Source organism: Anaerolentibacter hominis, from assembly GCF_032380675.1.
GTDB classification, from domain to species: Bacteria; Bacillota; Clostridia; order Lachnospirales; family Lachnospiraceae; genus Anaerolentibacter; species Anaerolentibacter hominis.
In genome coordinates this window covers 831193-852373 of record NZ_JAWDIX010000001.1, presented here as the reverse complement: position 1 = coordinate 852373, position 21181 = coordinate 831193, and the positions used below count along the sequence as shown (strand labels likewise).

The 21181-nt window shown below is 46.3% G+C and carries 31 protein-coding genes and 1 riboswitch; of the genes, 6 read left to right on the top strand and 25 right to left on the bottom strand.

Annotation, left to right across the window (positions count from 1 at the left end):
• Positions 1-25 precede the first annotated feature (25 nt).
• From rpsE to rpsJ, 19 genes are all read right to left on the bottom strand, one after another.
• Complete coding sequence (rpsE, locus tag ABCW47_RS03840; protein ID WP_343208537.1) at positions 26-535, bottom strand: 30S ribosomal protein S5; 510 nt, start codon at positions 533-535, stop codon at positions 26-28.
• Between the two features lie 15 nt (positions 536-550).
• Positions 551-919 (bottom strand): 50S ribosomal protein L18, encoded by a 369-nt coding sequence (gene rplR / locus ABCW47_RS03835; protein WP_343208536.1) that lies wholly within the window; start codon positions 917-919, stop codon positions 551-553.
• Between the two features lie 17 nt (positions 920-936).
• Complete coding sequence (gene rplF / locus ABCW47_RS03830; RefSeq protein ID WP_343208535.1) at positions 937-1479, bottom strand: 50S ribosomal protein L6; 543 nt, start codon at positions 1477-1479, stop codon at positions 937-939.
• A gap of 183 nt (positions 1480-1662) precedes the next feature.
• Positions 1663-2064, bottom strand: coding sequence for a 30S ribosomal protein S8 (gene rpsH, locus ABCW47_RS03825; protein WP_343208534.1), 402 nt, complete (start codon positions 2062-2064; stop codon positions 1663-1665).
• Between the two features lie 25 nt (positions 2065-2089).
• Positions 2090-2275: a type Z 30S ribosomal protein S14 gene (locus ABCW47_RS03820; RefSeq protein ID WP_002566501.1), complete on the bottom strand. Its 186-nt coding sequence runs from the start codon at positions 2273-2275 to the stop codon at positions 2090-2092.
• A gap of 18 nt (positions 2276-2293) precedes the next feature.
• On the bottom strand, positions 2294-2833 hold the full coding sequence (gene rplE / locus ABCW47_RS03815) for a 50S ribosomal protein L5 (protein WP_343208532.1): 540 nt from the start codon (positions 2831-2833) through the stop codon (positions 2294-2296).
• Between the two features lie 24 nt (positions 2834-2857).
• Entirely contained in the window at positions 2858-3166 is a 309-nt protein-coding gene (gene rplX, locus ABCW47_RS03810; protein ID WP_343208531.1) for a 50S ribosomal protein L24, read from the bottom strand.
• Positions 3167-3178: 12 nt separating this feature from the next.
• Complete coding sequence (gene rplN, locus ABCW47_RS03805) at positions 3179-3547, bottom strand: 50S ribosomal protein L14 (RefSeq protein ID WP_343208530.1); 369 nt, start codon at positions 3545-3547, stop codon at positions 3179-3181.
• A 25-nt stretch (positions 3548-3572) separates the two neighbouring features.
• Positions 3573-3827: a 30S ribosomal protein S17 gene (rpsQ, locus tag ABCW47_RS03800; RefSeq protein WP_425516050.1), complete on the bottom strand. Its 255-nt coding sequence runs from the start codon at positions 3825-3827 to the stop codon at positions 3573-3575.
• A 21-nt stretch (positions 3828-3848) separates the two neighbouring features.
• Positions 3849-4058, bottom strand: a complete 210-nt coding sequence (rpmC, locus tag ABCW47_RS03795) for a 50S ribosomal protein L29 (RefSeq protein ID WP_343208529.1) — start codon at positions 4056-4058, stop codon at positions 3849-3851.
• Positions 4048-4485 (bottom strand): 50S ribosomal protein L16, encoded by a 438-nt coding sequence (rplP, locus tag ABCW47_RS03790; RefSeq protein WP_343208528.1) that lies wholly within the window; start codon positions 4483-4485, stop codon positions 4048-4050. The genes rpmC and rplP overlap by 11 nt, the downstream gene beginning before the upstream one ends.
• Positions 4485-5144: a 30S ribosomal protein S3 gene (gene rpsC, locus ABCW47_RS03785; protein ID WP_343208527.1), complete on the bottom strand. Its 660-nt coding sequence runs from the start codon at positions 5142-5144 to the stop codon at positions 4485-4487. The genes rplP and rpsC overlap by 1 nt, the downstream gene beginning before the upstream one ends.
• A gap of 11 nt (positions 5145-5155) precedes the next feature.
• The gene (gene rplV / locus ABCW47_RS03780; RefSeq protein ID WP_343208526.1) at positions 5156-5545 is read right to left on the bottom strand and encodes a 50S ribosomal protein L22; all 390 of its coding nucleotides are present in this window, start codon (positions 5543-5545) and stop codon (positions 5156-5158) included.
• A gap of 27 nt (positions 5546-5572) precedes the next feature.
• Positions 5573-5851 (bottom strand): 30S ribosomal protein S19, encoded by a 279-nt coding sequence (gene rpsS, locus ABCW47_RS03775; protein ID WP_343208525.1) that lies wholly within the window; start codon positions 5849-5851, stop codon positions 5573-5575.
• Between the two features lie 20 nt (positions 5852-5871).
• A complete protein-coding gene (gene rplB / locus ABCW47_RS03770; RefSeq protein ID WP_343208524.1) occupies positions 5872-6714 on the bottom strand; it encodes a 50S ribosomal protein L2 in 843 nt (280 codons plus the stop codon).
• Positions 6715-6760: 46 nt separating this feature from the next.
• The gene (gene rplW, locus ABCW47_RS03765) at positions 6761-7060 is read right to left on the bottom strand and encodes a 50S ribosomal protein L23 (protein ID WP_343208523.1); all 300 of its coding nucleotides are present in this window, start codon (positions 7058-7060) and stop codon (positions 6761-6763) included.
• On the bottom strand, positions 7060-7680 hold the full coding sequence (gene rplD / locus ABCW47_RS03760) for a 50S ribosomal protein L4 (RefSeq protein ID WP_343208522.1): 621 nt from the start codon (positions 7678-7680) through the stop codon (positions 7060-7062). Before rplD ends, rplW begins: the two co-directional genes overlap by 1 nt.
• Positions 7681-7707: 27 nt before the next feature.
• On the bottom strand, positions 7708-8388 hold the full coding sequence (rplC, locus tag ABCW47_RS03755; RefSeq protein WP_343208521.1) for a 50S ribosomal protein L3: 681 nt from the start codon (positions 8386-8388) through the stop codon (positions 7708-7710).
• A 417-nt stretch (positions 8389-8805) separates the two neighbouring features.
• Positions 8806-9123, bottom strand: coding sequence for a 30S ribosomal protein S10 (gene rpsJ / locus ABCW47_RS03750; protein WP_343208520.1), 318 nt, complete (start codon positions 9121-9123; stop codon positions 8806-8808).
• A gap of 632 nt (positions 9124-9755) precedes the next feature.
• Positions 9756-9937, top strand: a riboswitch (cobalamin riboswitch).
• A 208-nt stretch (positions 9938-10145) separates the two neighbouring features.
• Here rpsJ and ABCW47_RS03745 point away from each other — a divergent pair.
• Genes ABCW47_RS03745 through ABCW47_RS03720 form a run of 6 tightly spaced genes read left to right on the top strand, consistent with a single transcriptional unit; the run spans position 10146 to position 16264 of the window.
• Positions 10146-11234 carry an ABC transporter substrate-binding protein gene (locus ABCW47_RS03745; RefSeq protein WP_343208519.1) on the top strand — a complete coding sequence of 363 codons (1089 nt, stop codon included), beginning with the start codon at positions 10146-10148 and terminating at the stop codon, positions 11232-11234.
• Positions 11235-11245: 11 nt separating this feature from the next.
• The gene (locus ABCW47_RS03740; protein WP_343208518.1) at positions 11246-12268 is read left to right on the top strand and encodes a FecCD family ABC transporter permease; all 1023 of its coding nucleotides are present in this window, start codon (positions 11246-11248) and stop codon (positions 12266-12268) included.
• Entirely contained in the window at positions 12265-13047 is a 783-nt protein-coding gene (locus tag ABCW47_RS03735) for an ABC transporter ATP-binding protein (protein WP_343208517.1), read from the top strand. The genes ABCW47_RS03740 and ABCW47_RS03735 overlap by 4 nt, the downstream gene beginning before the upstream one ends.
• A gap of 1 nt (position 13048) precedes the next feature.
• The gene (locus ABCW47_RS03730) at positions 13049-13801 is read left to right on the top strand and encodes a nucleotide-binding protein (RefSeq protein ID WP_343209587.1); all 753 of its coding nucleotides are present in this window, start codon (positions 13049-13051) and stop codon (positions 13799-13801) included.
• Positions 13798-15114, top strand: a complete 1317-nt coding sequence (locus ABCW47_RS03725; protein ID WP_343208516.1) for a nitrogenase component 1 — start codon at positions 13798-13800, stop codon at positions 15112-15114. The genes ABCW47_RS03730 and ABCW47_RS03725 overlap by 4 nt, the downstream gene beginning before the upstream one ends.
• On the top strand, positions 15080-16264 hold the full coding sequence (locus tag ABCW47_RS03720) for a nitrogenase component 1 (protein WP_343209586.1): 1185 nt from the start codon (positions 15080-15082) through the stop codon (positions 16262-16264). Before ABCW47_RS03725 ends, ABCW47_RS03720 begins: the two co-directional genes overlap by 35 nt.
• Before the next feature lie 32 nt (positions 16265-16296).
• Here the strand turns inward: ABCW47_RS03720 and ABCW47_RS03715 are convergent, their stop codons facing one another.
• From ABCW47_RS03715 to ABCW47_RS03690, 6 genes are all read right to left on the bottom strand, one after another.
• The gene (locus tag ABCW47_RS03715) at positions 16297-16431 is read right to left on the bottom strand and encodes a hypothetical protein (RefSeq protein WP_343208515.1); all 135 of its coding nucleotides are present in this window, start codon (positions 16429-16431) and stop codon (positions 16297-16299) included.
• Entirely contained in the window at positions 16403-17293 is an 891-nt protein-coding gene (locus tag ABCW47_RS03710; protein WP_343208514.1) for a class I SAM-dependent methyltransferase, read from the bottom strand. Before ABCW47_RS03710 ends, ABCW47_RS03715 begins: the two co-directional genes overlap by 29 nt.
• A 389-nt stretch (positions 17294-17682) precedes the next feature.
• Positions 17683-18402 carry an ABC transporter ATP-binding protein gene (locus tag ABCW47_RS03705; protein ID WP_484771508.1) on the bottom strand — a complete coding sequence of 240 codons (720 nt, stop codon included), beginning with the start codon at positions 18400-18402 and terminating at the stop codon, positions 17683-17685.
• Complete coding sequence (locus ABCW47_RS03700; protein ID WP_343208513.1) at positions 18386-19213, bottom strand: ABC transporter ATP-binding protein; 828 nt, start codon at positions 19211-19213, stop codon at positions 18386-18388. The genes ABCW47_RS03705 and ABCW47_RS03700 overlap by 17 nt, the downstream gene beginning before the upstream one ends.
• Positions 19210-20229 carry a branched-chain amino acid ABC transporter permease gene (locus ABCW47_RS03695; protein WP_343208512.1) on the bottom strand — a complete coding sequence of 340 codons (1020 nt, stop codon included), beginning with the start codon at positions 20227-20229 and terminating at the stop codon, positions 19210-19212. Before ABCW47_RS03695 ends, ABCW47_RS03700 begins: the two co-directional genes overlap by 4 nt.
• Positions 20230-21117 (bottom strand): branched-chain amino acid ABC transporter permease, encoded by an 888-nt coding sequence (locus ABCW47_RS03690; RefSeq protein WP_343208511.1) that lies wholly within the window; start codon positions 21115-21117, stop codon positions 20230-20232. It abuts the gene before it with no gap.
• Positions 21118-21181 lie beyond the last annotated feature (64 nt).

Below are 21181 nucleotides of genomic sequence, written 5' to 3'. Positions count from 1 at the left end.
TTTAAACACCTCCTGAAAAAGTCTATCAACCTTTGATTTCTTCTACTGTTTTATTGCGAAGTTTTGCCACTTCTTCCGGAGTTTTTAATGCGCCTAAACCAGCGATTGTAGCAAGAACTACGTTTTGCTTATTGTTGGAACCAAGTGACTTGGTACGAATGTTCTTGTAACCTGCTAACTCCAATACATTACGGGCAGGACCGCCGGCAATAATTCCGGTACCATCCGGGGAACGCTTCAGCAGAACCTGAGCACTGCCGAATTTTCCGATAAAATCATGTGGTACACTGCCATTCTCATCAATCGGCAGGCTGATCATTTTTTTGATCGCATCTTCTTTTCCTTTGCGGATCGCTTCCGGAATTTCAGTTGCTTTTCCTAAACCTGCACCCACGTGTCCGTTCTTGTCACCAACAACAACCAAAGCAGTAAATCTGAAATTACGTCCGCCTTTTACTACTTTTGTTACACGCTTAATTGATACTACTTTATCTTCTAACTCCATCTGGCTAGCATCAATAATTGTACGTTTCATCTGTTTTCCTCCCTACTAGAATACCAGACCAGCTTCTCTTGCTGCATCTGCCAACGCTTTGATTTTTCCCTGATAAATGAATCCGCCTCTGTCAAAAACAACATTCGTGATTCCTTTATCCAATGCTTTCTTTGCAATAACCCCGCCAAGATAAGCAGCAGCTTCAACTGTATCGGTCTGCTCTAATGCACTCTTTACATCCTTTTCCAGGGTGGAAGCAGCAACTAAAGTATGGCCGACGGTATCATCAATGATCTGAGCGTACATATGGTTATTACTTCTAAATACAGCTAAACGTGGTCTCTGCGCAGTTCCGGAAAAACGATTACGTATTTTTCTATGTTTATTTTCGCGAATTTTCGTTCTGGATTCTTTATTAACCATTGCTTTTCACTCCTTTATTATTTTTTACCAGTCTTACCAACCTTACGTCTGATAACCTCATCAGCATACTTGATACCTTTGCCCTTATATGGCTCCGGAGCTCTCTTTTCTCTGATTTCAGCAGCGTACTGGCCGACTTTTTCTTTATCGATTCCTTTGACAATAATCTTGTTCTGATTTTCCACAACAGACTCAATGCCCTCCGGGTCAACCATAACAACAGGATGTGAATAGCCTAATGAAAGTGTTAATTCTTTTCCTGATTTTGCAGCTCTATAACCAACACCGTTGATTTCAAGAACTTTTTCATAGCCCTGATTTACACCAATAATCATGTTGTTGATCAGAGTTCTGGTCAGGCCGTGTAAAGATTTCATCTTCTTTAAATCGTTCGGTCTTGAAACAACGATTACTTCGCCTTCTTTATTAATATTCATTTCAGACGGAAGGACTCTCTCCAGAGTTCCCTTCGGTCCTTTTACAGTCACTTTATTATTTTCTGCAATATCAACAGTTACGCCTGCCGGTACCGCGATAGGCATTCTTCCAATTCGTGACATGCCGTTACCTCCTTAATCATGAATAATGAAGAGTGATGAATGAAGAATGTATCATCGGAACGAAACAGCAGTTCTCCAGACGCCACCATCCCTTTATTCACTTCTCTCTATGTTATATTTGCTACATTTTGGAAGTGGATGTATTCTCTTCGAGTATTCCCGCTTCCCTTACTGTTAAATCAATTACCAGACAAACGCCAGAACTTCTCCGCCGACCTTCTCGTTTCTTGCTTCTCTGTCGGTCAGGACTCCTTTGTTTGTAGAAATAATAGCGATTCCAAGACCGCCCAGAACTTTGGGAAGTTCCTCCACGTTAGCATATACACGCAGACCTGGTTTGGAAATTCTCTTCAGACCTGTGATGACTTTTTCATTCTTATCTGCACCATATTTTAAAGTGATGTGAATGTTGTTAAAACCGCCGACTTCTTCGATCTCAAAACCTTTGATATAGCCTTCTCTTTTAAGAATCTCAGCGATTGACACTTTCATCTTAGAAGCAGGTACATCTACTGTATCATGTTTCGCAGTATTTGCGTTACGGATTCTTGTAAGCATATCTGCAATAGGATCACTCATTGTCATTTTAAAGTTGCCTCCTTCCTAAAATTTACCAGCTTGCCTTTTTCACGCCCGGTATCTGTCCTTTATATGCCAACTCACGGAAGCAGATTCTGCAGATTCCGTATTTTCTTAAATAAGCATGTGGACGACCGCAAATTCTGCAACGATTGTATTCTCTTGTAGAAAACTTTGCAGGACGCTGCTGTTTAATCTTCATAGACGTTTTAGCCATGTAATCTATTCCTCCTAACTATTTTGCAAACGGCATTCCAAATAATGTCAATAATTCACGGGCTTCTTCATCGGTTTTTGCAGTTGTAACAAAAATGATGTCCATACCTCTTACTTTATCAACTTTATCGTACTCGATTTCCGGGAAAATCAGCTGCTCTTTAATACCGAGTGCGTAGTTGCCTCTTCCGTCAAATGCGTTCGGGTTAACACCCCTGAAATCACGTACACGAGGCAGAGCCAGGTTGATCAGACGATCTGCGAACTCATACATCTTCTCGCCTCTTAATGTCACTTTACATCCGATCGGCATGCCTTCACGGATTTTGAAGTTTGCCACAGAATTTTTAGCCTTAGTGGTAACAGCCTTCTGACCGGCAATAATCTCCATATCTCTGACAGCAGAGTCAAGAGCCTTTGAGTTATCTTTTGCTTCGCCTACACCCATGTTGATTACGATCTTATTAAGTTTCGGCACTTGCATTACATTTTTATATCCGAATTTTTTCATCATTGCATCTGCAATGTCATTCAAATAAGTTTCTTTTAATCTAGTCAACTTATGAAACCTCCTCTCCTCTTATTAGTCAATTACGTCGCCGGTAGTCTTTGCGACACGTACCTTTTTGCCGTCTTTCTCAGCAAAACCGACTCTTGTAACTTTTCCTTTATACACATACATCACGTTGGAAATATCAATAGCAGCTTCCTGATTTACGATACCGCCCTGAGGATTTGCCTGGCTTGGTTTCGCATGTTTTGTAATCATATTGATTCCTTCAACGATTACTTTTTCTCCCTTTAAAACGGAAAGGACTTTGCCCTCTTTGCCTTTATCTTTACCGGTGATCACCTTAACGGTATCACCCTTTTTGATTTTTGTCATTGCCATGCTGATACCTCCTTATAATACTTCCGGCGCCAGAGAAACAATTTTCATGAACTGTTTCTCTCTCAGCTCACGTGCTACAGGCCCGAAAATACGTGTACCTCTTGGATTCTTGTCATCTCTGATGATAACAGCAGCGTTCTCGTCAAATTTGATGTAGGAGCCGTCTTTACGGCGTGCACCATGTTTTGTACGAACCACAACTGCTTTTACAACTTCACCCTTTTTTACAACACCACCTGGTGTTGCATCTTTAACCGTAGCAACAATAATATCGCCGATAGCAGCATATCTTCTAGTTGAACCGCCCAATACACGGATGCAGAGAAGCTCTTTTGCACCGGTATTATCCGCAACTCTAAGTCTTGATTCTTGTTGGATCATGCTAAATTACTCCTTTCAGTAGAGATTATTTCGCTCTTTCAATAATTTCTACAAGTCTCCATCTTTTATCCTTGGACAAAGGTCTTGTTTCCATTACTCTAACTCTGTCGCCTACATGACAATCATTGTTCTCATCATGCGCTTTCAATTTGTATGTTCTCTTCACGATCTTATTGTAAAGCGGATGTTTTACGTTATCCACAACAGCTACTGTAATCGTTTTGTCCATCTTGTCACTGACAACCTGACCAACACGGGTCTTTCTCAGATTTCTTTCCACAACAATTCCTCCTTCCTCGGATTACTGAACAGCCTTAGACTTCTCAGAAATAAGTGTCTGAATTCTAGCAATATTTTTTCTGACTTCATGAATTCTGCTTGTATTGTCCAGCTGATTGGTTGCATTCTGGAATCTCAGATTAAAGAGTTCCTTTTTAGCAGCTACTAATTCATCATTTAACTCAGCAACTGATTTGTTTTTCAAACCGTCTAAATAGCTTTTAATTTTCACTGCCCGCACCTCCTTCTAATTCTGCGCGAGAAACGATCTTACACTTCACAGGTAATTTGTGGGTAGCAAGACGAAGCGCTTCTTTTGCCAGTTCCTCAGAAACACCGGAAATCTCAAACAGAACACGGCCCGGTTTCACAACCGCAACCCAGTATTCCAGAGCACCTTTACCGGAACCCATACGAGTCTCAGCAGGTTTTGCTGTTACAGGCTTATCAGGGAAGATTTTAATCCAAACCTGACCACCACGTTTGATATAACGAGTCATGGCAACACGGGCTGCCTCAATCTGGTTGGATTTAATCCAAGCAGGTTCCACAGCAACAATACCGTATTCACCGTTTGTAATTTTATTACCTCTCAACGCCTTGCCCGCCATAGAGCCACGGAACTGTTTACGACGTTTTACTCTCTTCGGCATTAACATTATTTATCGCTCCCTTCCTTTTTCGTTTCTTTCTTAGGAAGTACTTCTCCTTTATAAATCCATACTTTTACGCCTAATTTACCATAAGTTGTGTTGGCTTCTGTGAAACCATAATCAATATCAGCACGAAGTGTCTGAAGCGGGATGGTGCCCTCGCTGTAGAACTCGGTACGTGCCATATCAGCGCCGCCCAAACGGCCGGAAACTGAAGTTTTGATACCCAGTGCGCCAGATTTCATTGTTCTGGACATGGTTGATTTCATAGCACGACGGAAGGAAATACGATTTTCCAACTGGGATGCGATATTCTCGGCAACCAGCTGTGCATCGTTATCCGGTCTCTTCACTTCTTTGATGTCGATCATTAATTTTCTGTCTGTGAATCCAACCAGCTCACCTTTTAATTTCTCAATTTCAGAACCGCCTTTTCCGATTACCACACCTGGTTTTGCAGTGTAAATGATAACTTTCACACGGTCGGAAGCTCTCTCGATCTCTATTTTGGAAATGCCTGCATTGTATAATCTCTTTTTCAGGTATTTTCTGATTTTATAGTCTTCAACAAGGTTGTCGGCAAAATCAGCTTCAGCATACCATCTGGAGTCCCAATCAGAAATTACTCCAACTCTTAAACCATGAGGATTTACTTTTTGTCCCATTGTTGCCCTCCTTATTTCTCGTTCAGCACAATTGTAATATGGCTCAGTCTCTTTTCGATTCTGTAAGCTCTGCCCTGTGCTCTCGGTCTGATTCTCTTCATGATCGGTCCTTTATTGGCAAAGCACTCTTCTACATAAAGATTGTCTGGGTTCATACCATTGTTGTTTTCTGCGTTTGCGATTGCTGATTTTAATAATTTCTCTATAATGCTTGAAGCATATCTTGGGTTGTATGCCAGGATAGCTAAAGCAGTGTTAACATCCTTGCCTCTGATAGCGTCTAAAACAAAGCAAGCTTTACGAACAGAACATCTTGCATAAGACAACTTAGCAGATGGTCTTCTGTCTCTCTGTGCTTCGTTTCTTTCTCTTTTAATCTGGGATCTATGTCCTTTAGCCATGGATGCGACCTCCTTTCAATCTGATTCCTAACGTTTTGTTTTTTTCTCGTCTTTGCCGTGTCCTCTGTAGGTTCTGGTTGCAACGAATTCGCCAAGTTTATGGCCTACCATATCTTCTGTAACATAAACCGGTACATGTCTTCTTCCGTCATGTACGGCAATTGTATGTCCTACAAACTGCGGAAAGATAGTGGAACGGCGTGACCACGTTTTAATAACGGATTTGTCTCCAGCCTTCTCCATTGCATCAATTTTTTTCAAGAGATGCTCATCAGCAAATGGTCCCTTTTTTAATGAACGTGCCATAGGTTCTAACCTCCTTCGAATTATTTAGCCCCTTTACCGTCTCTTCTTCTTACGATCATCTTATTGGACGGTTTGTTTTTCTTTCTGGTCTTCAAGCCAAGTGCCGGTTTACCCCAAGGTGTTACAGGGCCCGGACGACCGATACCGGTCTTGCCTTCACCACCGCCGTGCGGATGGTCATTCGGGTTCATGACGGAACCACGAACAGTAGGTCTGATACCCATGTGACGTTTACGTCCTGCTTTACCAATACTGATCAGCTCATGATCAATGTTTCCAACCTGGCCTACCGTTGCACGGCAGATGATCGGAACCATTCTCATCTCTCCTGAAGGAAGTCTCAGGGTCGCATATTTTCCTTCTTTAGCCATTAACTGTGCCGCATTGCCGGCTGCACGAACCAACTGGCCGCCTCTGCCCGGATACAGCTCGATATTGTGGATCTGTGTACCAACCGGAATCATCTCCATCGGCAGACAGTTGCCTACTCTGACCTCGGCATGCTCGCCGTTCATTACCTTATTGCCTACCTGCAGGCCGTTAGGAGCCAGAATATAAGCTTTCTCGCCGTCTGCGTAGCAGATCAGGGCGATATTAGCGCTTCTGTTCGGATCATACTCAATACTCAGAACCGTTGCCGGAATATTGTCTTTTCTTCTCTTAAAATCAATGATTCTATATTTTCTTCTGGAGCCGCCGCCATGGTGTCTCACTGTAATTTTTCCCTGATTATTACGACCAGCCGTCTTCTTTAAAGAAACAAGAAGGGACTTTTCCGGGGTGCTCGTTGTGATCTCGGAGAAATCAGAACCGGTCATATGTCTTCTGGAAGGTGTATATGGGTTATAAGTTTTAATTCCCATTATTTCGCACTCCTTTCACATTCAACTTAAGTGTCTATCTCAAATTTTATAAACCTTCAAAGATTTCGATGTCAGCACTGTCAGCAGTAAGCTGTACAATTGCTTTCTTTCTCTTTGCTGTCTTGCCTGTAATGTTTCCACGTCTGCGGTTCTTACCTTCCAGATTCATGGTATTTACGCTGGCAACCTTCGTGCCGGCAAACATTTTCTCAACAGCCTCTTTAATCTGGTTTTTTGTTGCATCCGGATGAACGGAGAAAGTATACTTCTTTTCGCTCATAGCATTCATACTCTTCTCAGTTACGATCGGAGCGAGAATCACGTCATAATATTTTAAATCTGCCATTATGCGTACACCTCCTCAAGTTTAGCAACTGCGTCTTTTGTAATTACCAGGTTCTCATATTTGAGAATGTCATATACATTTACGGAATTGCTTGTGATTGCTCTTACAGCCGGGATGTTTTTTGCAGAGCAGAGAACTACATCATCTTTATCCGCAATTACAACCAGCGCCTTATTGATATTCAGCCCGGAAAGGACTGATGCCATTTTCTTTGTTTTGATCTCGTCAAATTTCAATTCATCCATTACATAAATTTTCTCTTCATTTACTCTGGATGTCAAAGCGGAACGGATCGCAGCCGCTTTTTCTTTCTTATTCATCTTAAAGGAATAATCTCTTGGCTTCGGAGCAAATACTACACCGCCGCCTTTCCACTGGGGAGCTCTGGTTGATCCCTGTCTAGCATGACCGGTACCTTTCTGTCTCCAGGGTTTTCTTCCGCCGCCGCTTACTTCGGAACGAGTTTTTGCGCTCTGTGTTCCCTGGCGTTTATTTGCAAGCTGTAAAACAACAGCCATATGAACCAAATGTTCGTTAACGTTTGCAGCAAAGACAGCGTCATTCAACTCGATCGTATCAACTGCTTTGCCTTCCATATTGTAAACAGATACGTTTGCCATTAATATGTTCCTCCTTTCTTAAAAGCACTACATTGCTTTTACAGATTCCTTCAGCATAACGATAGATTTCCTGGGGCCTGGAACCGCGCCCTTTACCAGGATCAAATTGTTTTCTGCATCGATTCTTACAACTTCCAGATTCTGAATCGTTACTTTTACCGCGCCCATATGTCCAGGCATTTTTTTGCCTTTGAACACCTTGCTCGGATCAGAAGCTGCGCCATTGGAACCTGCATGTCTGTGGAATTTGGAACCGTGAGCCATAGGTCCGCGGGACTGTCCGTGACGTTTGATTGCGCCCTGGAATCCTTTACCCTTTGACTTTGCAGTAGCATCTACTTTATCGCCTTCTGCGAAGATGTCTGCTTTGATCTCCTGACCAACTGCATACTCTTCTGCGTTGTCAAACCGGAATTCTTTCAGATGTTTTTTGGAAGCGATGCCTGCCTTATCAAACAGACCTTTCTGCGCTTTCTTTACACCGTGAATGTTTCTGACTGTCTTTTTGCCGGTTACGTCCTTTGTGATGATCTTGTCTTTGGCATCGCCAAAACCAACCTGTACTGCACTGTAACCGTCGTTCTCAGCTGTCTTAACCTGTGTTACGACACAAGGACCAGCCTGCAGCACTGTTACCGGAGTTAAAACTCCATCATCATTGAAGATTTGAGTCATTCCGACTTTTGTTGCTAAAATCGCTTTCTTCATTATGAATCTGCACCTCCTGTTAATCTACAGCGGAGCGTTACCTGGTATGCTTAAGCTTGTGCTCATGTACACCTGCGAAACTATCGTTTCTCGGTGTCCGCGGCTTCGCCGCTTCTACATCCGCAGGCTCATCTCGGAACTATCGTTCCTCGATGGCCGTGACTTCGTCACGCCTGCACTTTTTATGCTCATGTACACCTGCGAAACTATCGTTTCTCGGTGTCCGCGGCTTCGCCGCTTCTTTCGGTGCCAAATACGGCATCTCGAAAGCGAGCTTTCCGATGCCGTATTTGGCACCGAAACATTCGCATAAGGTCTAACGCTCATCCTAGATGGTCTACCCGAGTGCTTGGTCTCTCATCGAGCTCTTGGACTCTATATAATAAACCCTAAGGATTACTTGCTATGTTTTTGTTATTATTTTGTTTTCATCTTAATATCGATGTAAACGCCGGCCGGCATTTCCAGTCTGGATAATGCATCAACCGTTTTCTGACCTGGTGTGATGATATCAATCAGTCTCTTGTGTGTCCGCTGTTCAAACTGCTCTCTGGAATCTTTGTACTTATGCACAGCTCTAAGAATTGTAACAACCTCTTTCTTAGTCGGCAGCGGCACCGGTCCGCTCACCTTAGATCCTGTCTTTTTTACAGTTTCAATGATTTTTGCAGCTGACTGATCAACTAACTGATGATCATACGCCTTCAGTGTAATTCTCATTACTTGACTTGCCATAAAAAAAGTCGCCTCCTTTTCGCACTTTTGCAGTACGACAAGCGGTGACTGTACACGTATCCGTGTGTATCCTGTTTAAACACATACCAGAACTCCATAGATGACACTCAGAATATGAGTGCTACACACGTTTTCTGCCCAAAGGCAGAATATTCAACTAGGTACAGTGACTTGTCGCCAGTTTACATAACTTGACATTCGCTCCACGGAAAACCTGCGCCAAAATACCGCGTATTACCCGAATTTTACGCAGCAACCTCACGCTTCTACGCTATCAATGTCACAACATTTGTTATTATATAGGAAAATTCCGGGATTGGCAAGGATTTCTTTTCAATTTCCTTCCAAAAATTTTTCTCAAAGTTTCACAAACTTTTCATTTCTTTTTTGTGCACTTTGTACAAGCCGATCTTTCCCGGTATTTTGTACTGCTTTTACTTCGACGTTCTCTTCTCTCCCGCTATTTCAAATCTGAGCCGAATTTCTATCAGATCCGGCTGACTCTCTTTTTTATAATAGGAAGAAAGACTGATTTAATTCCGTTATAAACTGCATAAATCCTGCAATTTGTGCTGCACAGTTTATGTTTCTTACAGAAATTGACTTTTTATAGTATACCACTTATAATGAAATCTACCAAATTTTTTGTAAGTGCCCATCCGCAGGGTTGGGATAATAGGGAATCAGGTGGGAATCCTGAACAATCGGGTTGCTGTATTTCGGGTGCCCGCCGCACTATGCCATTGCGAAAGCGAGAAGGCGCGGCCGGCGATACACGATAAGTCAGAAGACCTGCTTACAGAATTAATGGATTTGCTTCCCACAGAAGGCAGCCATTAAAATAAATGCCTGTGTCATCTGGCTTTTTTTGATGCTCGTTTTACATAATGGGAGGTTCATTACCGCGCGGTTTCCTGTCTGCAGTATGCAGGGGAGCCGCCGCGCCATGTGCCTCTTTTTGTATTAACAGGCGCTTTTTGTGTGAAGACTATACTTTTTACTTTTGAAAGGAGTCTTTACAAATGAAACAGAAAAAATTCTATTTTCTTATGCTGGCAGTCATCTTAACCTTGGGTGTGCTTCTGACCGGATGCAGTTCGGATAAAACTGCGGGTGATCAGAACGATGTATCCGGGACTGATATTCCGGCGTCCTCAGATGGGGCTGAATCTAAGGATTCGTCCCAGACAACTCCCCATTCCGATTCAGATGCACCAATTCCCCACAGTGACAAATTCAAAGTAAGCGACGGTAAAGTGACTTTTACAGATGCCGCCGGCTCGGAGGTTTCTCTGACCATAAAACCGCAGCGGGTTGTAACTCTGTCCAACAACTGGCACGATCTATGGTTTGACTGCGGCGGTACAGCGGTTGCCCGTGTAGACGAAGAGCTCTGTGCCCTGCGAAACGAGGACGCTAAATCGGTAAAAGTCATCGGCGGTTCCTCCACCGTCTCCCTGGAGGCCGTTCTCGCAGAAAATCCGGACCTGGTTATTCTCGGATCACCGTCCAAAGATGGACAGGACATGGCTGCAGCCTTAAAGGATGCCGGCGTAGAATATCTTCTTTATGATTATGAAAATTTTGAAGGGTTTCTGGAAACGCTGGAGCTCTACTCCATTTTAACAGATCGCTCCGATCTCTATAAAAAATGGGCGGCCGAAACTATTGCCCAGGTGAACGAAGTCCGCGCAATCTGTGCAAAACAGACGCCGGCTCAGATCGTTATGCTGCTTCCCCATGCTACAAATGGTATCTATGCACTGAAAAACAGTGGTTTTCTGGGCAGCCTTCTGGAAGATCTGAACACGGTCAACGTCGCATTCCAGGATGAACGCGGGGAAGATAAAAATTTTGTAATCAGCATGGAGCAGCTTCTTAAGCTGGACCCGCAGTTTGTCCTGTCACGGGGAGGTTCCGGTGACGGCAGTGCGGAGACCGCCACCGGAATCTATGAGTCAAATCCACTCTGGTTTGCATTGACCGCAGTGAAAGAAGACCGTTATCATCATCTCCCATCCGACTTATTCCTGTACAAGGCTAATGTCAGGTATGGAGAGGCTTATGAGTATCTTGCCAGGATTCTTTATCCCGATGCCTTTGCTAATTAGAGGATGTAAACATGATTAAAAAAGACCCGGAGGGCAAGGCCCTTCTTACCCATAAGCATCGCCTGGCACGAATCGGAATCTGCTGCCTCATACTGATGATCGGTCTTTTTCTCAGCATTGCAATGGGTGCGGTAGAGTATTCACTGCCGGAAATTTTTCATGATTTATTTCGGGAATCAGAAGGAGTTAATCATATCATTCTGGCTAATGTGCGGCTTCCCCGCACATTAGTCGGCGGTCTGGCCGGTATGTGTCTGGGGCTGTCCGGGGCTGTCATGCAGGGCATCACCAGAAATCCAATGGCTTCTCCTTCCATTTTAGGTGTAACAAATGGCGCCGCTCTTGTCACCCTGCTGTTGTTTGTCTATTTTCCCTCTGCCCATTATCTGACGCCGGCAGCGTCCATTCTGGGAGCCTTTGTCACCACCATGCTGGTCTATTTTCTCGCCTGGAAGAATGGGGTTGCGCCGGTCCGCTTTATTTTATCCGGAGTGGCCGTCTCCAGTATACTAAATGCCTTTTACAGTGTGGTTTCTGTTCTTCATCCCGATGCAATCCAGGGAATGATCGGTTTCTCCGTCGGCAGTTTAAATGCCAGAACCTGGAATCATTTTATGCTTATCCTTCCCTATGCGCTGGCGGGTCTTATCCTGGTCATGTGTCTTACCAATCGTCTGAACCTTCTTTCCATGGGGGATGAAGTTGCAACCGGACTGGGCCTGAATGTGGAACGCACCCGGCTTCTTTTTATTGTGATCAGCTCCCTGCTTGCCGGAAGCGCAATCAGCGTTGTAGGTCAGATTGCATTTGTCGGTCTGTGCGTACCCCACATTACCAGAATGCTGGTGGGATCGGATTACCGGTATCTCCTGCCCGCTTCCGCCATCAATGGCGCCTCCCTCATCATCTGCTGCGACTGGCTGGCCAGAATTGTGATCCGGCCTGAGGAAATGAATGTAGGAATTATGATAGCCGCTTTAGGAGCTCCTTTTTTTCTATACCTGCTTCGTCGGAAGGGAGGGTATCAGATGTGATACAGGCAGAACATATTTATTATTCTATTGACGGAACGCCAATTCTTAATGATATCTCATTTTCCGCGGAACAGGGCGAAATTGTGACAATTGTGGGTGCCAATGGCTGCGGAAAAAGTACACTTTTAAAAATACTGGCCCGGCTGCAAAAGCCCGACAGCGGTACCATACAGTTTTTTGGAAAACCACTGTCCGCCTATCCCGGAAAAGAGCTGGCCAAACAGCTGGCTATTCTTCCCCAGCACAAACAGGTTCCTCCTGATATGACGGTAGAGCAGCTAGTACAGTTTGGCAGATACCCTTATACGGGGGTTGGCGGGCAGCTGAAACCGGCTGATTTTGCGGCTGTAGACGAGGCACTTAAGCAGACCGGCATGGATCAGTTCCGGGACCGCTCAGTTTCCACTTTGTCGGGCGGGGAAGGCCAGATGGCATGGATTACCATGGCCATCGCCCAGACTCCCAGGATTTTACTTCTGGATGAACCTACCACATATCTGGATATCTGCTATCAATTGGAAGTTTTACAGATGATACGTCATCTAAACCGCTCTCTTTCTCTGACTATCGTCATGGTTCTGCACGATTTAAACCAGGCTGCCGCTTATTCGGACCGGATCTATGCCATGAAGCCTGGTTCCTGTTACTGTTTCGGCGGTACGGAAGATGTGATGTGTGACGATATGTTCCGGGAAGTATTTTCTGTGGAAATGAGAACTTATAAAGCAGGAGCAAAAATGGTATACATACCGGAAAGGATTGTAAAAGATGAACCATGAAATCCGTAAAATAGCAATCTATGGGAAAGGTGGAATCGGGAAATCCACAACCACCTCCAATATTGCCTGCGCGATGGTTAAGCAGGGACTTCGTGTGATGCAGATTGGCTGTGACCCCAAGTCAGATTCTACTATCTCTCACACCCGCGGTCAGAGGATACCCACCGTACTGGACAGCATCCGGGGCCAGAGCGGAGATTTAAAACTGTCAGATATTGTGATTACCGGTGAAGATGGGGTTCTGTGCGTGGAGTCGGGCGGTCCTACCCCAGGCGTGGGGTGCGCCGGCAGAGGTATCATTGCCGCATTTGAAAAACTGAATGAACTGCACGCCTTCGAGACTTATCAGCCCGATGTGGTTCTCTATGATGTACTGGGTGATGTGGTCTGCGGCGGATTTACCATGCCAATCCGCAACGGCTATGCGAAGGAAGTCTTCGTGGTTACCTCCGGAGAAATGATGTCCCTCTATGCCGCCTCCAACATTGCAGCGGCTCTGCATCATTTTCAGGACAAGGGATACGCCAGATTCGGCGGACTGATCGTAAATGCCAAGGGGTTCCCGGGGGAGGAGGCAAATATCCGGAAAGCCGCAGAGGAACTGGACACTAAAGTATTATGTTCTCTCTCCAGAGATCCTCTGGTACAGCAGGCGGAGAATCAAAATCGCACCGTTGTCAGTGCATTTCCCGAATCCGATCTTGCCCATCAGTATCAATCCCTGGCCAAACTTCTGGGGTGTGAAGTGTTATGAATACAAGCAGCGGCTATAGATTAAAAAAACTCTCAGAAATCCAATCTTACTCCCACATTGTAAGTCCGTCTGCCGCCATACGGCGGGGAATGCACTGTCCGCTCTTTGGCTGCACTCTGCTCATGCAGCAGCTGGAGCACACTGCCGTAATTATAATGGGGACGGAAGAATGTGGGTTTTACAGCAAAGAAATCTTGAAGGTAGTAAATCCGGAACACTATATGGAAGCCCCGGTTTATTGCTTCACTCTGGAAGAGTCTGATATTATCTTCGGTTGTGAAAAACAACTGCTTTCTCTGATTGAGGAAATTGAGAAAAAAGACAGCCCGGAAATCATCTATTTGGTGTCCACCTGTGTTACCGCTCTCATTGGGGAGGATATGAAGGGGTTAATTCGCAAAGCCGGTTTTCTGACCCAGGCCGCTGTTTTCTGCGTGGAAGCAGACAACTTCCGGCAGAACAGCCACGTGGACGGTATGAGTGATATGACCGCTGCCCTTGCCGGTCGGATGGCTGCCTGTTCCGAAGATCACCTGGGCGTCAATCTCCTGGGCATCCGTGAGGAAGATTGGAGGTCTGCTGAATTGGGGCGGTATTTGGCCCGCCGCGGCATCCCTGTCCGGGCCGTTCTGCCAGGTGAAGCTTCTCTTAATGCATTGAAGGAAGCTCCGAAGGCTGCTCTGAATCTCGTGTTGGATTCCATCGGTCTTAAGCTGGCTAAAAATATGGAGGCCCTGGGCATCCCCTATCAGGTATTTGGCAAATACGCTGATCCCGACCGAATCAAGGCAGCTTACCAGAATCTGGAACAGCGCTTACAGCTTGAACCGGATGAGGAAATCGACCGGGCTGCCGTACATACAAAAAGAGTCTGGGAAAAGCTCCGGCACCTGCCGGCCCCCATGCGCCGAATCATTTATACCAATTCACCCCTGATTACCTTTGACACCTGTCTGCTGCTTCACCGCCTGGACTTTGAGATATTAGCCTGCTTTACCATCAGCTACAATGACTTTGACAGAGAATTGTTTGAGGAATGTAAAGCCTCCGGCATGAATCCTTATATGGCGCTTCTGACAGATTTTGGCATGACAGAAAGCTTGTGCGGACAGTTAAAACCCGGCTGCTATGTGGGCCGGGGCTATAAGAACCGGCTGGATGCCATGGGTATCCGCATGATATCCCCGGAGGGTTTTCCGAAAGAAACCGGGTTTGCTCTAAGCGCCGCTATGGCGGAATATTTCTATGAATCCTGCACTGACGAGAGGAGGGATTGTGATGGCAGTCTACCGCTATCTTCCGATTCCCAGTGACCGAATGGGCTTTCTGTGGGCCGTCACCGGTATTGATGGCATTGCCGTACTGGAATTCGGCCCCATGGGGACCACCAACTTTGCCACCCGGCATATGGAAGAAGCCCCTATTTATTCGACACATATTACAGATTCCGTTCTCACCTTCGGCGACAGCCGTCCGTTAGAGAAGGCACTCGCAGAACTGGAGAAACGGATTTCCCCGAAAATAATCTATGTCATGCAGTCCGCAGTTACCTCCATCATCGGCTTTGATATGGAGTCCTTCTGCTCAGAACAGCAGTCAGAACATCGGGCCAAGTTAATCCCTGTCTCCCTGTCCGGCCTGTCAGGGGACTATACAGACGGGCTTGCAAAGGGAATGGTGTCTCTGGTCCGTGAATTCCTGAAACCGGCAAAGCAGAAGAAAAATGTTTTTCATATTCTGGGCGCCTCCATTGATTATGCCCGAATCCGTCCGGACGTGGATGAGATCGTCCGGCTGATGAAAGGGGCGTTTGGCTGGACTCCCGGCCTGATTCTTCCCTGCCTTGCGGACTTGGAAACACTCTCATCCTGTGCGGAAGGAAGCTTGAGTCTGGTACTGCGAAAAGAAGCCCTGCCGGCTGCCAAGTTATTAAAAGAAGAAGCCGCGATTCCCTATCTGGAGGGGCAGCCCTACGGTATTCAGGGAACCATCCGGTGGCTGGAAGAAATAGGACAGGCCTGCGGCCAGAGTCCCGATCCTCATTTCATACAGCAGGAAACAAGGCGTCTGTCCGCCCTTGCAGTACCCGAACTTGCCGGCGCTTGTATCGTAAGCGAAAGTTCCATGGCCGCCGCCCTGTCCCGCTTCCTGAAAGAAGAACTGAACATCAGCAATGTAAAAGCCCTCGCTTTCGAAAAGAAAAAGCATTCAGAATGGACAGAACCGATTGAGCAATATGAAGAAACAGCCGCGGACACCTGGATTCGGGAACAGCACCCGGAATTGCTCCTGGGGAACTCGGTCGTCACAGAAAGAAACTTCGGTTATCATCCCTGCCGGCTGGCCATCCAAAAGCCCTTCGGCATACCAAACCAGGACCCGCCCCTAAAGCATGGATATCTCGGTTTTCAGGGATATCAGAATCTAATAGAAGACATTAAAAGCCAAAACAGGCGCCGCTAAAAGCGACGCCTGTCATATCTGCGAGTTCCTCTCTACTTTTTCACCAAGCCGCAGGCTTGTTTCCACTGCCCACCGGGCATTTTCACTGTTCCGAAGGAATTTTCACTTGCCCTTCCATTCTTCATTATTCCTTCTTCATTATTCCTTATTCCCTCTTCCCTCTTCATCACACCATCTTCCCGTTGCTCCGCAGGGCAGGATAAGCCCATTGCATTTTACCGGCAGACCGATCTCATCCGCCGTTACCGTTCCTCCCAGCTTTCGTTCCTGAACCAGCACTGTATTTAGCATATAGGATAACACCGCAGGCTGTAATCCGGTGGTATAAGAATTAATCAGAAAGAACAGCGGCTTCTGTGTCAACACCTTTGCACACAGCTGAATAAATGGAAAAATCTGTTCCTCGATCTTCCAGATCTCTCCCTTCGGTCCTCTCCCATAGGACGGCGGGTCCATAATGATTCCGTCGTATTGGTTCCCTCTGCGTATTTCCCGCTCTACAAATTTCACACAATCGTCTACCAGATAACGGACCGGCGCATCCTTCAGCCCGCTGGCCGCCGCATTTTCCTTCGCCCAGTTCACCATGCCCTTGGAGGCGTCCACGTGGGTGACAGAAGCTCCGGCCGCAGCCGCGGAGACCGTTGCACCCCCGGTATAGGCAAACAGGTTCAGTACCTTGACCGGCCGGTTTGCTTTTTTGATTTTTTCGGAGACCCAGTCCCAATTCACGGCTTGCTCCGGGAACAGCCCGGTATGCTTAAAGCTAAACGGCTGTAAATGAAAAGACAAATTCCGATAGGATATCACCCAGCGTTCCGGGAGATGAAAGAATTCCCATTCCCCGCCGCCCTTGCTGCTCCTGTGATAGTGAGCGTTTCTGGTCTTCCACTCCTTCAAAGTCTTCGGTGTATTCCAGATCACCTGAGGGTCAGGCCGCACAAGGATATAGTCTCCCCAGCGCTCCAGCTTTTCTCCCTGCGATGCATCCAATACCTGATAATCGTTCCATCCATCTGCCAGCCACATTGTTTTATCCCGCTTTCTTCTATATTCAAGTACGCCTCGGCGTACTTGAAGCGAGCCGCACGTCATGCTTTGCATGACATAATACATCTGTGCGGCTCTGCAATCCGCCGGGGGCTTTATCTTGGAAGGAGACTGGGCTCCCACCAAGACGAATTTGTTATTTACTCACCACCTATAGAGGGGGGAGTCTTATCTACTTCCATGATCAACTAAAATTCACTTTTCCTAACATACAATAGATAGGTCTTTCTTGTCAATATAAAGGACAAAGACTTTTTCCAGGACGTCAAAAAGGCGGACACCTCCTACAGGCGCCCGCCTTTTGTTGCTGCTCCTGTCCGCCCGCCCCCGCTGGACGGACAGGAGCGCCGAAGGTATATTCTCAGGGACTATGCCCCGAGGTAAGCCCTCTTTACTTCCGGATTTACCAGCAGTTCTTTCCCGGTTCCGGTCAGAATAATCTTACCGGTCTCCAATACATAGCCCCGGTCCGCTATGGACAGTGCCATAGAAGCATTCTGCTCGATCAGCAGGATTGTCTTGCCCATATCCCGGATTTTCAGAATCAGTTCAAAGATATCTTCCACTATGATAGGCGCCAGGCCCAGGGAAGGCTCATCCATCATAATAATATCCGGGTCCATCATCAGTCCCCTGGCAATTGCAAGCATCTGCTGCTCACCGCCGGAGAGACTGCCGCCCGCCTGGCCGGAACGCTCTTTCAGCCTTGGAAACAGAGCGTACTGTTCTTCAATCAGCTCTGCAATCCTCGGTTTTTTCAGCTCCTTATTTCCCAGTGTGCCTGCGATCAGATTCTCATAAACCGACAGGGAAGGGAATATTTTTCTTCCCTCGGGAACATGGCTTAACCCCATATGTACAATCTTATCAGGGGCCGTCTTAGTGATGTCCCTGTCCTTGAACGTAATCTTTCCCTCCGCCTTTTGCACCAGTCCGGAAATGGCCATCAGCGTGGTTGTCTTCCCGGCTCCGTTGGAACCGATCAGTGTGATAATTTCATTTTCATTTACTTCGATATTGGCATCTACCAACGCGGAAATATAGCCGTAGTTTACCGAAAGGTTTTCTATTTTAAGCATCTGTTTCATGAGCTGCACCTCCCGTCATCATTCCTTTACCGAAGTAAGCTTCATTTACAAGGGGATCTGCTTTTACTTCATCCGGAGTTCCCTCGCATATTTTCTGCCCGAAATTCAAGACCAGAATACGGTTGCAGGAATTCATCACGAACTTCATATCATGCTCAATTACCGCGATGGTATATCCATCTGCATTCAGCATTTTAATAAATTCCATCAGAGACTGTGTCTCCAGCGGATTCATACCAGCAGCCGGTTCATCCAGCAGCAGAATATCCGGGTCCAGCGCCAGCGCTCTTGCGATCTCTACTTTTCTCTGCATACCGTAGGCAAGATTCCCGGCCATCGTATCTCTGAATTCAATCAGACCGATTCTCTCCAGAATCTCCTCCCCTTTTTCAATCGCATACTTTTCGTCCTGTTTGTATGTCTTTGTGTGTAAAATGGAGTCGAACATATTCGTCTTCGTCTGGATGTGGCATCCGATCTTCACATTGTCCAGAACGCTCATGAACTTGAACAGCTGAAGGTTCTGGAAGGTTCTGGCCATTTTCTTATGGGCAATGCGCTCCGAGCTTAATCCGGTAATATTCTCTCCGTTTAAAAAGACCTCCCCCTTTGTGGGCGGATAGTTTCCGGTGCACATATTAAAAAATGTGGTTTTTCCGGCGCCGTTCGGACCGATGATACCGAAGATATCGCCTTTCATAACCTTCATATCCACATTTTCAACCGCTTTCAGACCGCCGAAGTATTTGCACAAACCAATCGTTTCCAGGACAGGGGTCTGATTCGTATTGTTCTTCTTTGTTTCACTCACGGCTGCCCACCTCCATTCGAAACGTTGACCTTATTCTTCGTCTTCTCTTTTCTTCTCTTAATCTGCCCGCCGGCAAGGATGGAGTTGGAAGCTCCGGCAAGACCCTGCGGACGCACCCACATCATAAAGATAATGATCAGCGCATAGATTACGTAACGCCAGTTCTCCAGGAAACGGAGCGCCTCTGTCAGTACCGTTACGATCGCAGACCCGATCACCGGGCCCACCAGAGTACCCTGGCCTCCGATTACAACCATGGCCAGGACATTAAATCCGGTATCTGTGGTAAACTGGGATGCCTCTATGTAATTAACAAACGGTGCATAGGCAGCGCCGATGACGCCGGCCCAGAAAGCGCCGTACATAAAGTTCAGAGATTTGTAGAAGTTGGTCTGTACGCCCAGGGATTTCGCGGCCACCTGATCCTCGCGGATCGACATCCACGCACGGCCCACTCTGGATTTTAGCACCCGGTGTGTGATAAACAGGAACAGCACGCCCAGGAACAGGAAAATGAAATAATAATATTTCGGTTTGAACATATCCAGGCCGAACAGCTCCGGGTACGGGATTTTTTTAATTCCCAGAGAACCTCCGGTCACCGGAGTCCAGGTCTGGGCTATGATTCGTATGATCTCCGAAGCTCCCAGCGTTACAATAGAGAGGTAAATACCCGACAGCTTCAGCGTAGGCAGACTCACCAGGAAGCCCACCAGCATAGCCATCAGTCCGGCAAGCGGCAGAAGCAGCCAGAAGCTGATCCCAAACCGGGTAGACAGTATCGCGCAGGTATAGGCCCCGATACAGAAAAATCCCGCCTGGCCCAGACAGGTCTGCCCGCTGTAGCCGTTGATGGCGTTTAAGGAACCCGCCAATGTGGCATACATCATAATGTTGCAGAGATACCGGAGCAATACTGCTTTCTTAATCACAAACGGCAGAATAATGGATATAACCAGCAGAATAAGAAAGACCAGCACTTTGTGTTTGGAATAAAATTTCTTGATCGCTTCCATCTATACTCTGACCCCCTTTTTGCTGACGAATCCCTGAGGTCTGACAAGCAGAATGATAATCAGGAAGCCGAATGCGAAAATATCACGGAATGTTGCCGACGAGATTGTAATACCAATATTTTCGATCAGGCCGATACACAGACCGCCCAGAGCCGAAAAACGGATATCTACCAGACCGCCCAGCACAGAAGAAGCAAATGCCTTCATACTGTAGGATGCACCCATGGTTGCCGATACCGAATAATAGTAGATTGCCAGCAGGATACCGGCGATACCGCCGAACCCGCAGCCGATACAGTTGCCTACCATCGCGGTTCTCTTCACATTAATTCCCATCATGTAAGCCGCATCCTTGTTCTGGCTGACTGCACGCAGCGCAATGCCCCACTTTGTCTTATTAAAGAACAGAGTAAGTGCAACCGCAAATATAATAACCAGAGCAATGATAACAATTTGAAGAAGCTTGATATCCAGGTTTATCCCGAAAATATGGAACGTAAATGTCTTGTTGTCGATAATATTTAAGACAGGTTTTGTCTCCGGCCCGAAGACGATCTGAGCCAGGTTTTTGATCAGCATGCTCATACCGATGGTACAGAGCAGCGAAATATGCCTGGGAGCGTTGAAAAATCTCTCATAGCATAGTTTATATACAAAGATACCGATTATAAACGATCCCGCAAACGCGGCGATGATAGCAAGTACCAGGTTGTTGTTGGCTAAAAGGAAGACATAATAAGCTGAAAACGCACCGATCATCATGACTTCACCATATGTAAACGTAACCATTCCGACCACACCTACGATAACGGAATAGCCGATTGCCATCAGCGCATATATGGAACCCTGGCACAACCCATTAATTAATTGATTGAAAAAATATTCCATAGAATTCCTCCAAATTTACCCCCGGACTCTATTTATATGGGATACCCCCAGCACTGCATCTCCG

Coding starts and splice junctions, on each gene's coding strand:
- rplV (WP_343208526.1), bottom strand. CDS start 5,545: ATGGCTAAAGGACATAGATCCCAGATTAAAAGAGAAAGAAACGAAGCA.
- rpsH (WP_343208534.1), bottom strand. CDS start 2,064: ATGACAATGAGTGATCCTATTGCAGATATGCTTACAAGAATCCGTAAC.
- ABCW47_RS03690 (WP_343208511.1), bottom strand. CDS start 21,117: ATGGAATATTTTTTCAATCAATTAATTAATGGGTTGTGCCAGGGTTCC.
- ABCW47_RS03695 (WP_343208512.1), bottom strand. CDS start 20,229: ATGGAAGCGATCAAGAAATTTTATTCCAAACACAAAGTGCTGGTCTTT.
- rpsJ (WP_343208520.1), bottom strand. CDS start 9,123: ATGGCAAGTCAAGTAATGAGAATTACACTGAAGGCGTATGATCATCAG.
- ABCW47_RS03710 (WP_343208514.1), bottom strand. CDS start 17,293: ATGTGGCTGGCAGATGGATGGAACGATTATCAGGTATTGGATGCATCG.
- rpsE (WP_343208537.1), bottom strand. CDS start 535: ATGAAACGTACAATTATTGATGCTAGCCAGATGGAGTTAGAAGATAAA.
- rplW (WP_343208523.1), bottom strand. CDS start 7,060: ATGGCAGATTTAAAATATTATGACGTGATTCTCGCTCCGATCGTAACT.
- rplP (WP_343208528.1), bottom strand. CDS start 4,485: ATGTTAATGCCGAAGAGAGTAAAACGTCGTAAACAGTTCCGTGGCTCT.
- rplB (WP_343208524.1), bottom strand. CDS start 6,714: ATGGGAATTAAAACTTATAACCCATATACACCTTCCAGAAGACATATG.
- ABCW47_RS03740 (WP_343208518.1), top strand. CDS start 11,246: ATGATTAAAAAAGACCCGGAGGGCAAGGCCCTTCTTACCCATAAGCAT.
- rpsS (WP_343208525.1), bottom strand. CDS start 5,851: ATGGCACGTTCATTAAAAAAGGGACCATTTGCTGATGAGCATCTCTTG.
- rplX (WP_343208531.1), bottom strand. CDS start 3,166: ATGGCAATGACAAAAATCAAAAAGGGTGATACCGTTAAGGTGATCACC.
- ABCW47_RS03715 (WP_343208515.1), bottom strand. CDS start 16,431: ATGAAGAGGGAAGAGGGAATAAGGAATAATGAAGAAGGAATAATGAAG.
- rplD (WP_343208522.1), bottom strand. CDS start 7,680: ATGGCAAACGTATCTGTTTACAATATGGAAGGCAAAGCAGTTGATACG.
- ABCW47_RS03745 (WP_343208519.1), top strand. CDS start 10,146: ATGAAACAGAAAAAATTCTATTTTCTTATGCTGGCAGTCATCTTAACC.
- ABCW47_RS03820 (WP_002566501.1), bottom strand. CDS start 2,275: ATGGCTAAAACGTCTATGAAGATTAAACAGCAGCGTCCTGCAAAGTTT.
- rplC (WP_343208521.1), bottom strand. CDS start 8,388: ATGAAGAAAGCGATTTTAGCAACAAAAGTCGGAATGACTCAAATCTTC.
- rplN (WP_343208530.1), bottom strand. CDS start 3,547: ATGATCCAACAAGAATCAAGACTTAGAGTTGCGGATAATACCGGTGCA.
- ABCW47_RS03720 (WP_343209586.1), top strand. CDS start 15,080: ATGGCAGTCTACCGCTATCTTCCGATTCCCAGTGACCGAATGGGCTTT.
- rplR (WP_343208536.1), bottom strand. CDS start 919: ATGGTTAATAAAGAATCCAGAACGAAAATTCGCGAAAATAAACATAGA.
- rpsC (WP_343208527.1), bottom strand. CDS start 5,144: ATGGGACAAAAAGTAAATCCTCATGGTTTAAGAGTTGGAGTAATTTCT.
- rplF (WP_343208535.1), bottom strand. CDS start 1,479: ATGTCACGAATTGGAAGAATGCCTATCGCGGTACCGGCAGGCGTAACT.
- ABCW47_RS03725 (WP_343208516.1), top strand. CDS start 13,798: ATGAATACAAGCAGCGGCTATAGATTAAAAAAACTCTCAGAAATCCAA.
- ABCW47_RS03705 (WP_484771508.1), bottom strand. CDS start 18,402: ATGAAACAGATGCTTAAAATAGAAAACCTTTCGGTAAACTACGGCTAT.